The following is a 13,834-nucleotide window of genomic DNA, read 5'->3' on the forward strand; positions in this document are numbered from 1 at the left end:
CTGGCGACGGCCGGGTTGCGTCACACCTCCGGGGGGGGGAATCCATGTATCGGCGCATATGGTGGCTGGCATTGCTGTCCGTCCTCACCTCGCTGGCGTGCGTGGAGGACCGCTCGGCCGCCGCCAGCTCGCTGGCGGTCCGCGTCCCCACCGAGCAGCCCTTGAAGCTGAAGCCCGGCCAGGAGGGCAGCCTCGTAGTCCAGGCGATGAACGAGGACTCCTACGCCGCGGACGACGTCGAGGTCAGGTTCCTCGTGCTGGACCCCGCGCGCTTCGAGTTCGTCGACGTGGGGCACCCGAGCGACACCACCGTCATCACGGCCTTCGACAAGGATAGCGGCCTGCGGGGCGCGGCTCGCATCAAGTTCAAGGTGAAGGACGACGCCCTCTACGGAACGGCTGGGATTGCCGCTTCGCTCACGCGCACCGAGCAGCTCGCGGATGCCAGCACCCCACCCTCGGTACCGCTATCGCAGCTCACAGTGGAAGTCGTGCCCGACCTCGCGAAGGTCAAGCTGACACCCCTGCCCTCGACGCCCATCGAGCTGGACTCGGGGAGCACGGACCTGACGTCGCTCGCGGTCCAGGCCACGGATGAGAAGGACCAGCCCATCAACGGAGTGGAGCTCTATGCGGAGGTGTTCGGCGGGGTCGACTCGCCGGTGACCCTGGTCAAGGGTGAGGCGTCGCAGCCTCGCGACCTCCAGCAGACAGAGGCCCGGACGGTGAACGGGCTGCGGGTCAGCGGCGTGGCGCAGTGGGCGGTGAGAGCCAAGGGGCCCGTGGCCCAGCCGACGAACGCCCAGGTCCGCTTCGGACTCGCCCGCAGCGGCGGCGAGAGCTCCGTCTCCCAGCTCGGGAGATTCGACCTGCACGTCCTGCCCGCCGAGGAGCCCACGCCATGAGCCGCTCGACTCCACACAAGCCAGGCGCGCTCTGCGCTCTGCTCGTCCTCGCGTGCACCGCGGCCTGCAAGACGACGAACACGAACCATGACGAAGCGCCCCTGCGCAGCCGGATGGCGCCCGCGCTGTGTCAGGTCTACGAGAACAGCACGCGCGGTTACTCGCTGCGCTGCCCGAAGCGCGAGGACCCCTTCCGTGGAGACAACGAAGGGCTCCGGGTGGCGTATCAGGTTGGAGAGACGGCACCGAAGCAGGCCGAGGTGTTCGGTGATGCCACCTCCTGGCTCGTCCACATCCCCGAGCGCGTCCTGCCGGGAGATGAGGTGCGCGTGGAGCTCGCCTACCTCTACACGCCGGCCCTCGCCGTCCAGGAGAAGCTCCTCGCGGAGCTGGTCGCGTTCGACGCCGCCATCGTGGACGACATCACCCAGGCGCTGGGCAAGCACGGCTCGGAGTGGAAATTCCACCAGCCCGTCGACCCCAAGTCGGGCCGCTTCAAGCTGCTCGAGGATGCGCGCACCCGCAGTGACCTGCCCGCGATTCCCGAGCTGCTCAAGGGGATGGGCTACCAGAAGGACGCCAACACCTCGCAGTGGAGACCCTCGGACAAGACCCTCGAGATCCTCAACGAGCAGGCCGCCGCGCGCGCCGACCAGGGCATCCTCTCATCCAACGCGAGCGTGACGGCGGCGCGGCTCTCGGCTAAGAAGTGCTCCACCCTGCTTGGCCCACCCGTCCCGGCCGACACACCCAAGGACCTGCTCGCCAGCGCCGACCGGTGCCTCCAGAAGATTCACGCGGACATCGGGACCAACACGACCAACGAGAAGACTGGGAACCCTCCTGGCCCCACGAGCCTCAACGACGTGACCTGTCAGGCGCTGCTCGATGCGCAGGCAGTTGCGGGCTTCGACGATAAGACCCCGGACGACGATGTCCTCGGCGCCATCAAGAAGATGACCGCCAGCTATGACAAGAGCCCGAACATCTGTCCAAAGGTGACGCGAGAGCAGCTCGCGGGGGTCCAGGGTCTCCTGACGTTGTCCCGACATTTCAGCGCCACGCAGCGGGCCCAGGAGGCGCTGACCGCGCGGATGAAGCAGTTGGCGGCGCACCTGGCGGTCACCCTCGAGCTGTTCGACCCAGGCGCGCAGCTCCTCGAGGCGGAGGCCAAGCGCAGGGACTACTCCCTCTCGTCCGGAGCGGTCTATCTCGTCGGACTGAATGACCTCGTCTACCCTGTCTCGGTCTCCTTCTGCCCCTACGTCGGCTGTCTTCGTGGCAACGAGCAGTCGTGGAGCAGTTTGGCGAACTTCGGCCGTTCATTCTCCGCGGAGATTGGCATCGCGGCGCTGACGGCTGACAAGTTCGACGATGCCCGGCGACGAGGGGGGCCCGGGTTCCTGCTGGGGCTGAGCATGCAGGCCCTGTCTCCCTTCAAGCTGAGCGGAGGCACCCTGGTATTCGAGAACCAGGAGACCCGCCGCTGGCAGAGGGATGCCTACTTTGGAATCACGCTCGACGCGGCCAAGGCCGTCGAGATGATGGAGCTCTTCGGCGTCACCGTGCCCATCCAGCTCAAGAGCACGGGACTCGCCTCCAAGAAGACTGCACAGGAGACCCAATGACCTCGGTCGATATCGTCCCACCGTTCGTGCAGAGCGGGGCTCCCTTCCGGATTCAGGTCATCCTCTCCCAGAGCGGAGACATCACGCTCACCCTCACCGTCGACAACCAGTCCAGGAGCTTCGTCGTCGTCGGCATCAACGACGGCAACCCGCGGACCAGCGTCACCTTGACGCTCATGGGTGGAGCCCTCCACGACCGCGTCGTGACCGACTGGGGGAGCGGGCCCACGGGCAAGAACATCACGCTGGTCGGGACCTCTTCATTCGCCCCCCCAGCCAAGGACACGGCGACCCTGAAACCTTGAGCGCGGAGGCGACGCTCCAAGGCCCTCTGTCTTTGGTTGGCGGCGAGCCCTCAGAACGGGGGGCCCTGGGTCTGGATGTCCAGGGCCTGGCTGTTGATGGACGTGACGAGTCGGCGGATGACCTCGTCTCGCTGGGTCGGCGTCATGTCCACCAGGGCTCGCCGGAAGGCCAGGGCGTCCTCGGTCGTCCAGCGGCGGGCGCGCACGGCGTCGTCGAGGAGATGGCGGGCCTGTTGGTGCGCCCCCGAGGACTGAGGCAAGGGTTCGGCCAGGGCTGGAGCGGAGACGGGCCTCGGTGCGGCGAGCGAGCGCGCCAGTTCCTCGCGGAGCACCTGGGCCAGTTCCACTCCCAGGCGAGTGGTGTCCACCGAGGGAGCCATGACACTCGGACAGTCGACTCGCGTTGGCGCGAGGTGGCTGTCCGCCAACGCGTCGAGTCGGGCACGCACCCGCTCAAGTTCACTCATCACCGCGGCATCCGTCGTCGAAGCCGCCTGACGGCCGGCGAGGAAGCCCGCCCCCAAAACCAGGACCAGCGTCACGGCGAACCACTTGCCGTTCATGGACACGAGGTACTCCTTCCGGACGCGGAGAGCACGACGCGCGTGCGCTCCGGCCCGAGTGGGAATTCAGGGCTGCTTGGGTTCGAAGCCCGAGGACTGCATCACGGTCAGGCTGGTGCAGGTCCCCTCCGTGTTCACGTAGAACATGATGTACGAATCGCCATTGATGGCACGTGCTGTCTCGATGATGTGAGGATTCACGGAGGTGCAGATGAGGGTCTGCCCTGCGCTCGACACCGCAGTGCAACTGACAATGGAGTAGCCCGAGTCGAAGGTGGCGATCCCACAGCCCATGTACTGGACCGGGTCGCTGCTGTTGCGGGCAGTGCTCAGCGTGCCGTAGGCAAGATAGGTCCCCTCGATGACGACCGGGCGGATGTCTCGCTTGCTTCCAGCCCAAGCGCTCAATCCGACGAGCGTACAAACCCATCCCAATACCATTCGACTGTGACGATTCATGGCGGTCCTCTCCTGGCGGTGGAATGCATGCCAGGCAAGGAAGAATGCGGGGCCGACAGGAAATGACAAGAAAGCGGCCACCGGCCGTGTCTGGGATTCGTCGCGCGGGAAGCGGGTACGAGCGTGTCAGGGAGTCCGGGGCGCGGACCGCGACGATTTCGTGACACGCAACTCCACGCACCTGCGTTGCGCGCCGCAACTTAAGAGCAGACAGGCGGCACTCGGAATGTGCCGGGCGGCCTCCAGCCTCCGCGTGGCCTGGGAGGTACAGCTGCTGGCCCTCCTGGTAGCGTCCACTGCCATGCATGGCAGCGGTGGCGCGAGCGGCGGAGACGAGAACGTGCGCACCTCACGGCCTGTCGTCAGTGTGAGCGCGAGGAGCAGGGACAGCGCCCCGACCAGCGGGAAGCCCGCGCTCCAGCGCGACACGACCCTCCACTCGCCGACACCTGCCGGAACAGGCGTTGAGTGGACCACGTCTGCACACGTCCTTGCCCGTGCCTGCTTCGGACTTTCTTCAGACCTTGTTCCTACCTTGGCGAGGAACCTGGGGAGGACACATGAGCGACGAGGATCAGAGCCATCATCAAGGGCTCCAGCAAGACCTGCGGGTCCTGATGGCACGCGCGGGGCGCAGACAGGTGCTGCGCTGGATGGCCGGCGCGAGCCTCATTCCATTGATTGGCTGCAGCGACGATGACGACCCGACCCCGGACCCGACAGACCCGTCCGGTTGCTCGCGCATCCCCGAGGAGACCGCCGGCCCCTACCCCGCGGACGGCTCGAACGGGCCCAATGTCCTCCAGCAGTCGGGCATCGTCCGCTCGGACATCCGCGCGAGCTTCGGCAACACCAGCACCGTCGCCGAGGGTGTGCTCACGACGGTGACCCTCACCCTCGTCGACACCAACAACGCCTGCGCCCCGCTCGCCGGCCGAGCCGTCTATCTGTGGCACTGTGACAATTCGGGGGAGTACTCCCTCTACGGGCGGGGCATCACCAACGAGAACTACCTGCGCGGCGTGCAGGAGACCAACAGCGCGGGCCAGGTCACCTTCACCAGCATCTTCCCCGCCTGCTACAGCGGCCGCTGGCCTCACATCCACTTCGAGGTGTACCCGGACCTCGCCTCGGCCACCTCGTCCGCGAACAAGCTGGCCACCTCCCAGCTCGCCTTGCCCGAGGCCGCTTGCGATGAGGTCTATGCTACGTCCGGCTACTCGCAGAGCGTCGCCAACTTCCAACGCGTCAGCCTCGCGACGGACAACGTCTTCAGCGATGGCTCCTCCACCCAGGTCGCCACGGTGACGGGCAGCGTCACCGCCGGCTATGTCATCACGCTCGTCGTGGGCGTCGCGGGCTGAAGCCGAGGCGACCGAGGGACCGTCCCGCCCCCATTCCTCGCCCGGCTCTCCACTCGACGACGAAGCCACACCCAGGCCGGCGTGCGCGTCGGCGGCGAGCCAACGCGGCGCGCACCGAAGCCACACAGCGAAGGCGGACGAGGAGTGGCCCTGCTCCACTCCCCGCCCGCCCCGCCTTGCGACCCGACGAGGACGCCGCCCCCGGGCGGAGGGCGCCCTCTCCGTCACTGGAAGAGCAGGCAGAGGGTGTCGAGCGTGTAGAAGTCCGACGGCACGAACGGCGCCCACGTCTGGCGCACGAAGTAGAGGTGACGGCCGTCCACGCTCAGCGACGGGTGGAACTCGTCCTTCTCCGTGTTCACCGCCGGCCCCAGGTTGATGGCCTTCGTCCACTTCCCGCCGATGTTGACGCTCGCGTACAAGTCCCCGAGCCCGTAACCCTCCGGCCGGTTGAGCGACGCGAAGATGAGCACGCGCCCATCCGCGGAGATGTGCGAGTTGTACTCCCAGTAGTCCGGGCTGTTGATGGCCGCGCTCAGCTTCTCCGCTGGCGCGTACCCCGGCCCCCGACGCTCCGCGCGATACACGTTGAAGTCCGAGTCGAACGTCCCGCTCGCGAAGTACAACGTCCCATCCCGCGTCGCGCTCACGTACAGCTCCTGGCGGTCCGAGTTCACGTTCGGCCCCAGGTGCCGAGGCTCACCCCAGCTCCCATCCGCCTGCTTGTGCACCACCCACAGGTCGGAGTCCGCGCGCTCCTCGGTGCCCGTCACCGGCCGGGTGGACGAGAAGAAGAGCGACTGACCGTCGACCGACAGGAACGGGTCCGTGTCCAACCACGTCCCGGAGAAGGACACCAACTGGCCCGGGGTGAAGTGGCCGTTCACCTTGCGCGTCTCGTAGATGGCCTGGAACGGCGCCTCGGCCGAGTCCACGTGGTAGTACGCCGTGTTGCCATCCGCGGAGAAGCTGAGCCGGTACTCCGAGCGGTCCGGCAGCGAGACCTCTCCCGGCGCGAACATGCTGCCGCCCGCGGTGCAGTTCAGGAAGCGCAGCGCATCCTCGCTGGACACCTCACTCGCGCCCAGTGCCTCGGCCACCGGGGCCGTCTCCGGCGCCTGTGAGGCGCACGCCATCGACAGGGACGACAGGGCGGCGATGAATCCCACGGACCACGACTTGCTCGGCGTGAAGCGGTGCATGCGGTGTCTCCTTTGTTGGAGACACAGTCGCCTTCCCCCTCGAGGGCCGCACCGACGATGTGACGAACGGTGGAGCTTCCGGGGCGAACCGTGGAACCCGCCCCCGGCAACGCTCAGGAGGGCAGGTCCAAGGCCCGCTGCAGTCGGGCGCGGTAGCTGCGTCCAGAGGTCAGCTTCGTCCCATCCCGCAGGGTGAGCACCATCTCCCCGGGCGCCAGCGGCTCCACCTCCTCGACGCGGTCCAGCCGGACGATGAGCGAGCGGTGGATGCGCACGAAGTCCCTCGGGTCCAGCTTCTCCTCCACCGCGGTCATCGTCTCGCGCGTCAGGAAGGACTGCTTGCCCTGGTGGACGGAGACGTAGTTGCCCTCCGCCTCCAGGTAGTCGATGTCCTCCACGCGCAAGAAGCGCATGCGCCAGCCCACCTTGGCCACCAGCCGCGTCGCATACCGCTCCGAGGCGGGAGGCAGTCGCGAGGACAGCGACTCCAACCGCTCGACGAGCTCCGCGTCCAGCTCCGTCGCCCCCGTGCGCCGGCGCTCGCGCACCCGCGAGAGGCTCTGGCGGAAGCGCTCCTGGTCGAACGGCTTGAGCAGGTAGTCGAGCGCGTTCGCCTCGAACGCCTGCACCGCGAAGTCCCGGTGCGCCGTCACGAAGATGACCGCCGGCTGGTGCTCCCGCGACACCGCGCGCAGCACCCCGAAGCCATCCGGCTCCGGCATCTGCACGTCCAGCAGCACCAGGTCCGGGCGCTGCTTGCCGATGGCGTCGATGGCCTCGTTGCCGTCCCGGCACTCGCCGATGACGGCCATGTCCGGCTCCTCCGAGAGCAGCTCCTTGAGCCGCGCCCGGGCGAGCGGTTCGTCGTCGACGATGAGCACGCGGATGGCCTGCGTCACGCCGCGCGCTCCGTCCGGAAGGGGATGGCCAGCGACACCCGCGCCCCACCCTCCTCGCGCGCCTCCAGCTTCAGCCGGTGCGCGGGGCCATAGAGCTGCACCAGGCGCTCGCGGGTGATCCACAGCCCCTTGCCGCTCCCCCCGGACTTCGCCGCCGCCCCGTCGCGCAGACCCACGCCGTCGTCACGGACCTCCAGCAGCAGCTCCGGGCCCTCGCGTCTCGCGGACACCGTCACCGTGCCCGGCGCCGAGCGCGGCGCGATGCCGTGCTGGATGGCGTTCTCCACCAGCGGCTGCAGCACCAGGTGCGGCACCCGCGCCCCGAGCGCCTCCTGCGCGATGTCCTGCTCCACGCGGAGCCGGTCCGTGAACCGCACGCCCTGGATGTCCAGGTAGAGCTGGAGCGTGCGCAGCTCGTCGCGCAGCGACACCTCCTCGCGCCCCGCCGCCTCGAGCGTCTCTCGCAACAAGTCGCTGAGGCGCGCAATCATCCGCTCGCTGCCCAGGGGGTCTCTTCGCACCAGCGCGGAGATGGAGTTGAGCGTGTTGAAGAGGAAGTGCGGGTGCAGCTGCGCCTCCAGCGCATGGAGCTGCGCGCGGGCGAGCTGGGTGTCACGCAGCCGCAATTGCTCCGCGTAGTAGATGGCGTGGGCCACGCCCAGGAGCGTCAGGTAGATGAACGGGTTGTAGAGCAGCGCGTGCTCGAGCACGGCCGTGTACGCGGGCGGCGCGTCGTACCAGTGGAAGTACGGGTCCAGCGAGTAGATGACCGTCGCCCGGAAGAACGAGACGGCGAGCGCGCCTCCCACATGCAGCGCGAGCCGCGAGCGCCACAGGCGCCTGTCGAACGGGAAGCGCAGGCCGAAGTACACCACCGCGATGGTGACGGGCGCCCACAGCGCCGTGGCGAACCCGTCCGTGAGCAGCGCATGGGACCAGGACACGCCCCGCACGGAGTGCGCCTCGCTGGAGGCCGCCAGCCCCTGCAAGGTCCAGTAGGCGAAGGCCCCCACCCACAACAGCCAGCCGCGTCCGCGTGACATGGCGACAAGCTACACAAAGTCCCATCGACATTCATACCCGCGCGGATTCCTCCTCTGAAACTGGAAGGAGCACCGCCTGTCAGTCCGTCGCGACATCCGACGCTTTCCTTCGCCTTCGCAATCGAGTGACAATAGAAACATGTCACTCCTCCGCGCCCTCTTCGCCTCGCTCGCCGTGGTCCTCCTTGGCTGCTCCGGGTCGCCCGCTGAATCGGAGAGGGAGGACCCGCCGGACGAGGAGCGCGGACAGGAAGCCACGGCAGACGCGGGGACTCCCGACGCGGGAGACAGCCTCGCGGGACTGACGCACATCGCCACCGCGGAGTACCAGCTGTTCTACCTGGTGGACGGACGCGTGCTGGGGCTCGGCTCCAACCGCGCGGGACAGCTCGGCGTGGGGCACGCCAATCCCTACAACCAGGTCCCGCCGGTGGACATCGCCCTGCCCCAGGCGCTGCGCTTCAAGGACGTGGCCGGCGGCGGCTTCCAGAGCGTGGCGCTCGACACCCAGGGGCGCGTGTGGACCTTCGGGCAGAACCTCTACGGCCAGCGCGGGGACGGCACAACGAACGACTACCCCAACCGCGCCACCACGCCGAACAACGGCCAGCCGTACCTCGTCCTCACCGACTCGACGGGCGCGACGTTCGACAACGTCATCAAGGTGCGCAGCGCGCTGCTCTTCAACATGGCGCTCAAGGCCGATGGCTCCTTCTGGGTGTGGGGCATGAGCGGCACCGCGATTGGGAACACGCTGGGCATCGCCGGTGACGGGAACACGGCGCCGCGCAACATCACCCGGCCCACGAAGGTCCCCCTGCCCCAGGGCGTTCGAATCCAGAGCTTCACCACCAACGACAACTCCATCTTCGCGCTGGATGACACGGGCAAGGCGTGGGCCTGGGGCGGGAGCGCCGCGGCGGAGACCTTGGGCACCGGCAAGTTCACCGACTACGCGCGCCCCAACTCCCTGAGCATCCCGACGCGGGTGAAGGAGCTGGCCGCGGGAGGCAGCCGCTGGGCGGTGGCGCTCGACGAGGCCGGGGACTTGTGGGGCTGGGGCCTGCAGGGCACCTTCCTGGGACTCGGCCCGCCGGCGGGCGGCTGGTACCCCGTGGCCACGCCGCGCAAGCTGTCGTTCCCGGAGTTCGGCTCGCGCAGAATCATCCACGTCACGGCGAACGGCCACGCCACCCACGTCATCCTGGACGACGGCTCGCTGTGGGGCTGGGGAGACAGCGCGATGGGCGAGGTGGGCAACGGCGTGATGCTGGACTTCGCCACCTACCACACGCCCTATCAGTGGGACTGGTCCAACTACCAGAAGATGGTCTTCCGTCCCGTGCAGGTCGCCCCGGGCGTGACGTTCAAGGCGCTGCACAACACCGCGCAGTCCTTCTACGGCTACGCCACCGCCACGGATGGCACCCTCTACTCCTGGGGCCGCAACAAGACGGGCGTGCTGGGCAACGGGGTGCTGCCCACCGGAGACGTGGCGGGCCGCCCGGACAGCTGGAACGTGGCCACCGCCACGCCAGTGCCCGGGCACAAGCTGACCGCCGCAATCCCCACGCCGTCGAAGTAGACCACGCTCACGCGGCGGGCAGCACGACGGCCCGTTCGTGGGTGAAGGGCTGGGCCGACGCGAAGCGAGGCGTCAGCGCCCAGCTCCCATCCGGATGGATGTAGCCGAACAGGCCGCCTTCCTTCACGGCGGCCAGTCCTTCCGAGAACCCGCCGTTCACCGCCTCGAAGCGGGGCTCGATGACGTGGGCCCCCTTCTTGTCGATGAAGCCATAGCGCCCCTTCACCTGCACCCGGGCCAGTCCCTCGTTGAACCAGCACTCGGACAGTCCTCGGTCCCAAGCTGGGAACACGGGCTCCAGCACCCACTCGCCCGCCTCGTTCACGAAGCCGAGCTTCTCGCCCTGCACCACCACCACGAGCCCATCCATGAACGTGGTGCCCATCGACTCGAACGAATAGGTCGCGAGGCACGTTCCCTTCGGGTCGATGAGGCGCGACGTCTCGCCCTTGGGTGGCTTCTTGAGGCTGACGAGCGCCTTGCCCTTGAAGAAGGTTCGGGCCAGTCCACCACCGAAGCCGTCCAGCACCACCTCGCCTTGGTGGTTGATGTAGCCATCCGAGGCCTTCGCTCCGGAGCGCATCACCGGCGCGAGCCCCGAGTCGAAGCGCCCCACGTTCGCGTACGAGGCCCCCGCGATGACGTACTTGGTGTAGTTCGCCTTGAACGCCACCGGCAGCACGACCTTCCCGCTCGGGTCGATGAAGCCCTCGTCCGTCAGCGCCATCCCATCGTTGAAGCCCGAGAAGGCGCGCTTCACCGTCAACTTCGTCTCCCCCTTCACGTCGATGAAGGCCCAGCTTCCGCCCATGGGCATGCGGGCCATCCCCTCGTTGAAGTTGAAGGGCGAGCCATGAGGACTGGGGATGACCAGCTCCCCCTTCATGTCGATGAAGCCGTAGCGTGTGGCGGACATGACGCGGACCCTAACCACCGGGTCCGCGCCCGTCCACGCTCAAGGCCTCGTGCAGGAGCGTCCACCGCCCGCGTGATACATGAAGTCCTGATAAACGGTTTGCGCGACGACAGGCGTGGCGCTCTGGAGCCGCTGCACCGTCACGCCGTTGCGCTGGAGCTCGAACACGGGCGTGGTGCCGGGAACGAGCGGCGCCTGGAAGGCCGTCACGCCCGCGCTCGCCACATCCAGCGTGCGCACATCCATTCCTTGCGTGATGACCAGCCTGCCCGGCTCCTTGAGGAACGCGAGCAACTCCACCTGATTGGATGCGGCCACGCCGCCACGCAGCTTCATGGCGCGCGCCGTCTGCTTCGTGGCATCGAAGGGCGCGTCGGTGCGGTGCCGGCGGTGCGTGTAATAGAGCGTGTCGCGGACGATGGTGGGCCGCTGCCCCGTCTTGAACCAGGTGGTGTAGTACGCAATCCAATCCATGATGACGTAGCCACGCTCCTGCGACGCCGTCATCCACGACTCGCCGTAGTCCGTCAGCGTCAGCAGCGTCACCCAGTCCGCGTCGCCTTCCATCGCCTTCTCGAACTGCGTGCGGAACGTCAGGCTGTTCTGCGCCTCCCAGTACACGCGGCTGCTGTTCTCGCTGTCGGTGAGCTTGTGGCGCACGTCCTCGAACGCGACGGGAGACATCCACTTCTTGCCGCGCCGGTGCGACTCCACACTCCAGCGGCGCATCGCCTCTCCGGACTGCGCGGTGCGCTCGCCCCAGGTGGAGAAGCCCGTCACCAGGGTGTTCCACTCCGCGTACTTCGTCACGTCTCCCGTGTACGCGAGCAGCGGCCAGTAGGTGACCTGGATTCCCTGTGACGCGAGCCGCGTCTTCACCTCCGTCCACCACGCCACCGACTTGCGCTCCGGGTTGAAGCTGGCCAGGACGATGGCGCCGTCGAGCTTGTGCACGGAGGGGTGGTTCGCGACGGAGGCAATCATCGACACCAGGCCGTCCGTGGTGCCCGTGGCCTCGGTGGGGAAGTCAGGACTGAGGACGATGCGGAACTCCGGGTCCACGGCCGCCGCCGCGGCGAGCATCGTGGTCAGCTGGTTGTTCCGCGTGTCGGACGAGACGCGGTACGGGTGCTCGTAGATGAACCCATCCATGCCAGCGGCGATGGCGCGGCGCACCTCCACCTCGAAGTCGCGCTGTCGCCACGCGCTGTCGGTCCAGGGCGCACGCGGCAGCGGCCGGTCACGCATCAGCCCGCCGATGTTCGCGTACTCACCGCCGCGCGCCTCGGGCGTCAACCAACTGGTCCAGTGGTCCTCAGCGGGCGCCTTGTTGTCGATGGAGATGGGGAAGATGGCGTAATAGAAGCCGAAGACCTTCTTCGGCGCCGCGCGCAGCACGCCCGTCGAGGGCATGTCGAACGGATAGCACTGCGAGAGGGGCGAGGGCGCGGGCACCACCGTCGCGCTCAGATCCAGGTCGAAGCGCGCATCCGACGTGTTCGCCGCGGACTGGTGCAACTCCACCGCGAGCACGTTGGAGCCCGTGCGCAGCGCCGCCGTGTCGAGGGCCTGTGTGTGCCACGTCTGCTCCTCCACGGGCAGGGAGACGGTCGCGGGCGCCAACGTGCGATGGCCCACCGTGCCCGAGGGCAGGTTGCTGCGGAGCACCTCCACGCCATTCAGGTAGACGATGGCGCCGTCGTCACGCTGCAAGCGCAGGAGCAGCTCCCGCACCGACGCCACGTCCGTCACCGTGAAGGTGTGCCGGAAGTACGTGGTGATGTGCTTGCTGGCCGTGTTGCTCCCGAAGGAGACCGTCGTGGCCAGGTCCGTCTCCGCGTACCCCAGGGGCGACGCACCCGAGGCCCACGCGCTGTCCCCGTAGCCCGGCGCCGTCCACCCCGTGCCCAGGTCCACGCCCGTGTCCAGATAGCGCCACGTCGCGCCCGACGCGACGAGCACCGTCGCCAGCGCGTCAGCGTCCGTCCCGAGCGAGCCCGCCTCCATGGGCGCCGAGGGGGCCTCGCCCTGGGGTGTGTCGCCCGCGGAGGGGCCCTGCTCCTCCGGTGCTCCACCCGCGCAGGACCACGAGAGCAACGGCACCAGCAGGGACACGGCGAGCCGTGCCCAGGGGAAAGCCCAGGGTGTGTGCATGGAGTGAACCTCGGAGGGCCCTTCGTCTGGAGGCGGAAGGGTGGGGGGTTACTCCTCGGACACACGCACGCTCCGGATGGCGCGAACAATCCGGAGGATTCCTGGCTCTATCGACTGCGCGCCACGCGCGGAGGCCGGCTCACGCCAGCAGCGCTTCCTTCTTCAGCAGCTTCTTGGCGAGCGTGGTGTAGGACCACTCGCCCTCTTCATCGACGAGGCCCTTCTGGAGCAGCTTGCTCAGCTTGGGACCGATTTCGCTCGAGTGGCCGATGAGGTGGTTCTCCGCGCTCACCTTGCCGATGGCGTCCTCGCGGTCATCCGCCACGACGAGCCGGGCCGTCAGCGTGTCAGCGTAGGTCGAGTAGTCGCTGTAGTACGTCCACGCGACGCCCTGGACCTTGAAGCCACCGAGCACCACGACCTCGCCGTGCACGAGCAGGTTGCCCGCCTGCAGCGAGCCACCGACGAAGAGCAGCGAGTAGTCGAAGCCCTCGTGGATGATGTTGCCCTCGACGACCAGGTCACCCGCGACGAGCAGCCGCCCCTGGTCCTCGAGCACCAGGTTGCCCTTCACCACGAGGCCACCGTCCACGCGCCGGTCCTCGCCCTCGGACACCCGCAGGTCGCCCGCAACCTGCTCGCTGGTGCCGGTGGGGGTCAGCTTCGCCTTGAGCGCCGCCCGCTTGGAGGCCGAGCCGGCCTTGTCATGCAACGAGGCTTCCTGCAGCAACGTATCGAAGAGCTTCATGCACCCAGGGTAGAAGTCCCGGGTCTCGGTGACGAGGACAATGTCTTCGACGGACTCTCGATG

At 68.0% G+C, this 13,834-nt stretch carries 13 protein-coding genes; 5 read left to right on the top strand and 8 right to left on the bottom strand.

Annotated elements, in window-relative coordinates; genetic code table 11:
* Positions 1-44: 44 nt before the first annotated feature.
* From LXT21_RS40765 to LXT21_RS40775, 3 genes are read left to right on the top strand one after another with little or no spacing between them, the layout of a single operon-like run.
* Complete coding sequence (locus LXT21_RS40765; protein WP_254043659.1) at positions 45-905, top strand: hypothetical protein; 861 nt, start codon at positions 45-47, stop codon at positions 903-905.
* Positions 902-2,533, top strand: a complete 1,632-nt coding sequence (locus LXT21_RS40770; RefSeq protein ID WP_254043660.1) for a hypothetical protein — start codon at positions 902-904, stop codon at positions 2,531-2,533. Before LXT21_RS40765 ends, LXT21_RS40770 begins: the two co-directional genes overlap by 4 nt.
* The gene (locus tag LXT21_RS40775) at positions 2,530-2,838 is read left to right on the top strand and encodes a hypothetical protein (RefSeq protein WP_254043661.1); all 309 of its coding nucleotides are present in this window, start codon (positions 2,530-2,532) and stop codon (positions 2,836-2,838) included. Before LXT21_RS40770 ends, LXT21_RS40775 begins: the two co-directional genes overlap by 4 nt.
* Before the next feature lie 50 nt (positions 2,839-2,888).
* On the opposite strand, the gene LXT21_RS40780 is transcribed toward LXT21_RS40775, so the two are convergent.
* The gene (locus tag LXT21_RS40780; protein WP_254043662.1) at positions 2,889-3,401 is read right to left on the bottom strand and encodes a hypothetical protein; all 513 of its coding nucleotides are present in this window, start codon (positions 3,399-3,401) and stop codon (positions 2,889-2,891) included.
* Positions 3,402-3,467: 66 nt separating this feature from the next.
* A complete protein-coding gene (locus LXT21_RS40785; RefSeq protein ID WP_254043663.1) occupies positions 3,468-3,860 on the bottom strand; it encodes a hypothetical protein in 393 nt (130 codons plus the stop codon).
* A gap of 560 nt (positions 3,861-4,420) precedes the next feature.
* Here LXT21_RS40785 and LXT21_RS40790 point away from each other — a divergent pair.
* A complete protein-coding gene (locus tag LXT21_RS40790; protein ID WP_254043664.1) occupies positions 4,421-5,224 on the top strand; it encodes a dioxygenase family protein in 804 nt (267 codons plus the stop codon).
* A gap of 224 nt (positions 5,225-5,448) precedes the next feature.
* Here the strand turns inward: LXT21_RS40790 and LXT21_RS40795 are convergent, their stop codons facing one another.
* From LXT21_RS40795 to LXT21_RS40805, 3 genes are all read right to left on the bottom strand, one after another.
* Positions 5,449-6,426, bottom strand: coding sequence for a TolB family protein (locus LXT21_RS40795; protein ID WP_254043665.1), 978 nt, complete (start codon positions 6,424-6,426; stop codon positions 5,449-5,451).
* Between the two features lie 113 nt (positions 6,427-6,539).
* Positions 6,540-7,325, bottom strand: coding sequence for a LytR/AlgR family response regulator transcription factor (locus tag LXT21_RS45580; RefSeq protein WP_254043666.1), 786 nt, complete (start codon positions 7,323-7,325; stop codon positions 6,540-6,542).
* Positions 7,322-8,368 (bottom strand): sensor histidine kinase, encoded by a 1,047-nt coding sequence (locus LXT21_RS40805; protein WP_254043667.1) that lies wholly within the window; start codon positions 8,366-8,368, stop codon positions 7,322-7,324. Before LXT21_RS40805 ends, LXT21_RS45580 begins: the two co-directional genes overlap by 4 nt.
* A 139-nt stretch (positions 8,369-8,507) precedes the next feature.
* Between LXT21_RS40805 and LXT21_RS40810 the strand changes: the two genes are divergently transcribed.
* Positions 8,508-9,953, top strand: coding sequence for an RCC1 domain-containing protein (locus tag LXT21_RS40810; RefSeq protein ID WP_254043668.1), 1,446 nt, complete (start codon positions 8,508-8,510; stop codon positions 9,951-9,953).
* 7 nt (positions 9,954-9,960) lie between these two features.
* Here LXT21_RS40810 and LXT21_RS40815 read toward each other — a convergent pair whose 3' ends face one another.
* The 3 genes from LXT21_RS40815 to LXT21_RS40825 all read right to left on the bottom strand — a co-directional run bounded on the left by LXT21_RS40815 (position 9,961) and on the right by LXT21_RS40825 (position 13,771).
* Entirely contained in the window at positions 9,961-10,869 is a 909-nt protein-coding gene (locus LXT21_RS40815; RefSeq protein ID WP_254043669.1) for a WG repeat-containing protein, read from the bottom strand.
* A 39-nt stretch (positions 10,870-10,908) separates the two neighbouring features.
* Positions 10,909-13,023 carry an endo-1,3-alpha-glucanase family glycosylhydrolase gene (locus tag LXT21_RS40820; protein WP_254043670.1) on the bottom strand — a complete coding sequence of 705 codons (2,115 nt, stop codon included), beginning with the start codon at positions 13,021-13,023 and terminating at the stop codon, positions 10,909-10,911.
* Positions 13,024-13,162: 139 nt separating this feature from the next.
* Entirely contained in the window at positions 13,163-13,771 is a 609-nt protein-coding gene (locus LXT21_RS40825) for a hypothetical protein (RefSeq protein WP_254043671.1), read from the bottom strand.
* Positions 13,772-13,834 lie beyond the last annotated feature (63 nt).

Source organism: Myxococcus guangdongensis, from assembly GCF_024198255.1.
Classification (GTDB): Bacteria; Myxococcota; Myxococcia; order Myxococcales; family Myxococcaceae; genus Myxococcus; species Myxococcus guangdongensis.

Bases quoted from the DNA above. Each gene is read 5' to 3' on its own strand.
- LXT21_RS40775 (WP_254043661.1), top strand. From the start codon at position 2,530: ATGACCTCGGTCGATATCGTCCCACCGTTCGTGCAGAGCGGGGCTCCC.
- LXT21_RS40785 (WP_254043663.1), bottom strand. From the start codon at position 3,860: ATGAATCGTCACAGTCGAATGGTATTGGGATGGGTTTGTACGCTCGTC.
- LXT21_RS40820 (WP_254043670.1), bottom strand. From the start codon at position 13,023: ATGCACACACCCTGGGCTTTCCCCTGGGCACGGCTCGCCGTGTCCCTG.
- LXT21_RS40805 (WP_254043667.1), bottom strand. From the start codon at position 8,368: ATGTCACGCGGACGCGGCTGGCTGTTGTGGGTGGGGGCCTTCGCCTAC.
- LXT21_RS40815 (WP_254043669.1), bottom strand. From the start codon at position 10,869: ATGTCCGCCACACGCTACGGCTTCATCGACATGAAGGGGGAGCTGGTC.
- LXT21_RS40770 (WP_254043660.1), top strand. From the start codon at position 902: ATGAGCCGCTCGACTCCACACAAGCCAGGCGCGCTCTGCGCTCTGCTC.
- LXT21_RS40810 (WP_254043668.1), top strand. From the start codon at position 8,508: ATGTCACTCCTCCGCGCCCTCTTCGCCTCGCTCGCCGTGGTCCTCCTT.
- LXT21_RS40790 (WP_254043664.1), top strand. From the start codon at position 4,421: ATGAGCGACGAGGATCAGAGCCATCATCAAGGGCTCCAGCAAGACCTG.
- LXT21_RS40825 (WP_254043671.1), bottom strand. From the start codon at position 13,771: ATGAAGCTCTTCGATACGTTGCTGCAGGAAGCCTCGTTGCATGACAAG.
- LXT21_RS40780 (WP_254043662.1), bottom strand. From the start codon at position 3,401: ATGAACGGCAAGTGGTTCGCCGTGACGCTGGTCCTGGTTTTGGGGGCG.
- LXT21_RS40795 (WP_254043665.1), bottom strand. From the start codon at position 6,426: ATGCACCGCTTCACGCCGAGCAAGTCGTGGTCCGTGGGATTCATCGCC.
- LXT21_RS40765 (WP_254043659.1), top strand. From the start codon at position 45: ATGTATCGGCGCATATGGTGGCTGGCATTGCTGTCCGTCCTCACCTCG.